4 protein-coding genes are annotated in these 4,755 nt (G+C 37.3%); 1 reads left to right on the forward strand and 3 read right to left on the reverse strand.

Annotated features, from left to right (window positions below; genetic code table 11):
* The 3 genes from AC1DPQ_RS22805 to AC1DPQ_RS22815 form a co-directional block, all read right to left on the reverse strand.
* Positions 1-631: protein-L-isoaspartate(D-aspartate) O-methyltransferase (locus AC1DPQ_RS22805; protein ID WP_477610966.1), on the reverse strand; the 631-nt coding region annotated here is incomplete at its 3' end.
* Positions 632-869: 238 nt separating this feature from the next.
* A complete protein-coding gene (gene priA, locus AC1DPQ_RS22810; protein ID WP_477610967.1) occupies positions 870-3,218 on the reverse strand; it encodes a replication restart helicase PriA in 2,349 nt (782 codons plus the stop codon).
* Positions 3,218-3,604 (reverse strand): DUF423 domain-containing protein, encoded by a 387-nt coding sequence (locus tag AC1DPQ_RS22815; protein WP_029279875.1) that lies wholly within the window; start codon positions 3,602-3,604, stop codon positions 3,218-3,220. Before AC1DPQ_RS22815 ends, priA begins: the two co-directional genes overlap by 1 nt.
* 90 nt (positions 3,605-3,694) lie before the next feature.
* Between AC1DPQ_RS22815 and AC1DPQ_RS22820 the strand changes: the two genes are divergently transcribed.
* The coding region (locus AC1DPQ_RS22820; RefSeq protein WP_477610968.1) for a hypothetical protein at positions 3,695-4,755 on the forward strand (1,061 nt) is incomplete at its 3' end.

The following is a 4,755-nucleotide window of genomic DNA, read 5'->3' on the forward strand; positions in this document are numbered from 1 at the left end:
GTACAAACCTAAAGGTATCCAACACAATTTTTTCGTAGTCGGTTTCGCTTACGCGGATAACAGTAACCATTTTCTGTGTTTTCTCATCTCCTACCGGAATGACCAGAATGCCGCCTATTTTTAATTGTTTTAATAATATCTCCGGAACCAAAGGAGCTCCAGCGGTAACGATTATTTTGTCGTACGGTGCGTGGGCAGCAATTCCTTTCGAGCCATCACCACAGTAAAAAGTAGGTCGGTAGCCCATTCCGGGTAAAACCTGAATGGTTCTATTGTATATATTTTCTTGTCTTTCGATGGTAAAAACATTTGCGCCAAGTTCCATTAAAATACAGGTTTGATAGCCTGAACCCGTTCCGATCTCGAGTACCTTATCTCCTTTTTTAATGTGCAAAAGCTCACTTTGGTAAGCAACGGTGTAAGGCTGGGATATAGTTTGCCCATCACCTATTGGAAAAGCAATATCTTTGTAGGCTTGGTTCCAGAAAGTTTCATCAAAAAAGAAATGACGTGGAACTTTACCTATGGCTGTTAACACATTTTCATCTTCAATTCCGCGAGATTTCAACAACTCAACCAGTTTTTTTCTCGCTCCACGTTCTCGGTAATTATCAACAAATTTATACGCCATGAGCTTCAAAATTAGCTTTTTTTAACGGTGATACAAGGGGAAAATGAGAGAATGATTGAATTATTGAGTTATTAAATAAAGATTACCTGAGTTAGAGAATGATACATTATCCACATCTGAGAATTAGAATTTATTGAATGAGAGATTGAGAGAAGGAAAGAATAACGAACCCATTCAATAATTCCAAACTCAAATATTAACTCGTTCAAAATTCATTCACTCAATAATTCACTCATTTCTAGTATGGATCTACATCTATTTGTGTAAAAACGCCTTTAAATTCTTTGGTAGCATTAAATTGAGTCAGGGTTTCTCTCAATGCATCTTTAACTTTTTGAATGGCAGTATGCTTATCAGCTTTGATAATGATCTGTTTGATATAAAGATTGCGAACACGACTTACCAGAGGTTGCTCTGGACCTAAAACCCGTTTACCAAATTTTCCTTTAAGGATATTGGCCAGCGTGAATGCCGCGTGATCTAGTACATGAGAATCTTTATGTTTTACATATAGGAATATCATTCTGGAAAAAGGCGGATACAAGAATTTCTCCCGTTCTACGATTTCGTCGTTGTACATGCCCTCATAATCGTTGTTCACCACCTGTTTAATGATGCGGTTTTCGGCATCATAAGTCTGAATACAGACATTTCCCTGATCAGCCCTTCTCCCTGCCCTACCTGCAACCTGCGCCAATAACTGGAAACTCCTTTCGTAAGCACGGAAATCAGGGTAACCTAAAAGCGTATCGGCATTAATTACTCCAATAAGGTTCAGGTTATCGAAGTCCAACCCTTTAGCTACCATTTGTGTGCCGATTAAAATATCGGTTTTCTTTTCTTGGAAGTCGTTTAAGATCTGTTGGAGCCCATTTTTTGTCCTTGTACTATCCATATCCAACCGGGCTATGGTAACTTCCGGATAAAGTAACCTGAGTTCTTCTTCAATACGCTCGGTACCAAATCCTTTTTGCTCTACATGCACCGAACCACAGGCCGGACAGATATTTACGCTACTTTGTTGATAGCCACAATAATGACAATGTAATTTGCCACTGCTTTTATGATAGGTTAAACTTACATCGCAGTTTACACATTTTGGGGTATAACCACAGGTAGCACAGATTATACTTACTACTTGCTGATTGGGAAGCTGAACACCACCAAAACGCTCTTTCATCTCTACAAGTCCATATTTACCTTGTAAGGCATTATAATAACTCTCAAGTGATGGTGTTGCTGAGCCTAAAACTACTTTGGCCTGATGCAGATAACCTAAATAAATGGCCGCATCTCTTGCCTGGTAGCGTGGTGCAGGGTCGTATTGTTTGTAAGATGGTTCGTGTTCCTCATCAACAACAATTAATTTAAGGTGTTGAAAAGGAAGAAAAACGGCTGAGCGAGCGCCAAGAATTACCTTGTAGGCGCCTGTCCGCACTTTATTCCAGATTTCTACCCTTTCACTATTGTTGAATTTAGAATGGTACACCCCGATCGAATTTCCAAAATAACGCTTAATTCGTTCTACAATCTGTGTCGTTAGAGCAATTTCGGGCAACAAGAACAATACCTGACCATCTGTATTTTGAATGATTTTTTCAATCAGCTTGATATAAACCTGTGTTTTTCCAGATGCCGTAACACCATGCAGCAAAACCACCTCCTTCTCTTCAAAATATTGATTAATCTGGCCTAATGCTTTCTGTTGTCCTTCGTTCAGTTCGAAATTCACACTGAATTCTTCATCGTGAGCGGCCAAACGGCTAACCGGCCTTTTCATCACCACAAAAATATCTTTGTCGGTTAAAGCTTTTAATGCCGCTGGCCCACAATTACTTTCTTCCAAAAGCTGTTCTTTAGAGATCGGCAGATTTGATTTTTGTAATTTCAGGTAAGCCAATAAAGCGTCTAATTGTTTAGGCGCCCTATCCAAAACATTAAAAAGCTGTTTCAGATTTTCTTCATCGCTATAAAAATCATTTAATATGATGAACGATTTAAGCAAAGGTTTATATTTTTGCACCACCTCTTCAGCTACCAGAATCAATTCTTTATCGAGCAAATGATTGATGATCGGATATACGGTTTTCTGTCCAAGGAGTTTGGAAACATCATTAACAGTAAGTTTCTGTTGCTGTTTCAGGGCATTGATAATGATTTCTTCCTTATCGGTAAGTTCGGTATCTTCATTGTAATCTTCGCGAAGAATCAAGATCGTTTCGCTGGCAAGCTTTAAACTTGCGGGCAAAGCAGCTGCCATTACATCACCTTCATTGCACATGTAATAATTGGTCATCCAGGTCCAGAATTTAAGCTGAATGGGTGTAATTACAGGCTCAGTATCTACTACATCGATAATATATTTTGCCTCATAAACCGTTGGGGGCACGGTACTGATGCCGCTAATTAAAGCAGTATAAATTTTATGCTTTCCAAACTGAACAACCACACGTTTTCCGACGGCAACCTGATCGTTTAAATCGAAAGGTACCCGATAAGTATAGTTTTTCGCCAAAGATAATGGCAAAATAACTTCAACAAAAAGTGTTTCTCTTTCTGCAAAAATATCATTTTCGAAAGTATTCATTATTTATCTTTAAATGCTGCAAAAAAGAGCATTATCCATCCCAATACAAATAAAAGCCCACCAATTGGTGTTATTGGACCAATAAATTCAGTAAATCCTAAATGCGATATGCTTCGGGTAGCCAATAAATATAACGACCCTGAAAAAAGGATAATTCCAAACGTGAAGCAGAAATAAGCGATATTAATGAGCTTGTTTCTGTAACGTGCAAAGGTAGAAAGGTACAATAGTGCAAATGTATGATAGAACTGATAATCAACACCTTTTTGCCAAATTTCTAATGATGGTCCATCAATTAGGGCCTTTAGGCCATGAGCACCAAATGCACCCAGCAAAACAGCAACAGCACCAAAAAAAGAAGCAGTAAGGATTATTCGTTTATTCATAGTTATTTGCTAGTAGCAATCGCTAAATTAATAAATTGACAAAGAACTTCTCACTAATCAATGTAATAAATTAAATTTGTTGCACAGCAGATGAAAAAAATCGTAATTCTAACAAGTGCATTATTTTTAGGTGTAGCCTTTATGGCCTACGTCTATTTTTCGAAATTGGGAATTGATAATGATGCGAAAGACCTGGCGCTGCAATCGGCAACCAATAATGCCGCATTGGTGTTTTCTTTCCAGAACGACAAAGGTTTTTACGACATCATTGAAGGGCAACAGCTTATCCAACAGGTTTTAGGAAAGAATAAAATGAACCTTTTAAAACAGCTAAAAACAAGTATCATCGACGATAATCTGCTAAACAGATACCTGAAAGATCAGCAAGTTTATATTAGTGTACTGCCCGACTCAAATAAAACCCTGAACTTCTTAATCACCGTACAGATACAACGTGATAATGACATCAAAAAATTCTACGAACAGTTAAAATTAAAAAAAGCGATCAGCGAAAATGCTAAAGACCTGTACACGGTGAAGCTCAATGACAGCTTATCGGTTTATTTAGGCGTTCATGACCAGGTATTAACAGCTTCAACATCGCTCAAACTGATCAATGATGCCAATGTACGTTTAACAGAAAATCCCTTTACCGAATATATTAAGGAGAATAACCGTCAAATTAAAAATGTGCTCAGCCATGTTTATATCAATTTTAACCAGGCGCCCTTACTGCTCAAAAATATTATTGCAGGTAACATTAATGGAGAAATTTCAATTTTTAATAAACAGAACAGTTTTGCCGTACTTAATTATAATTTTAGCAGAGAAAAAATCCTTTTCAGTGGAAATACAGAGTTAAAAGATCAGTATAACTACCTTAAACTATTCGAAAATACAGCTGCACAAAATACATCTATCCAGAATATCCTGCCTGATAATACAGCAAACTATGCACTTTATGCTTATGATGATTACAGCAAATGGCTCAAAAAGTTGAATGATTGGCAGGAACAAACGAAAATACTTCCCAAAACCAATGCGCTAATAAAAAAGGTAAAAGATGAATACAGAACAGATTTAAGTTCGATATTCACCACTTATACGAAAAACCAATTTATTCTTTTTCAGTTAAGCACCAGCGAAAAACT

Source organism: Pedobacter sp. 01T416_2 (assembly GCF_056398925.1).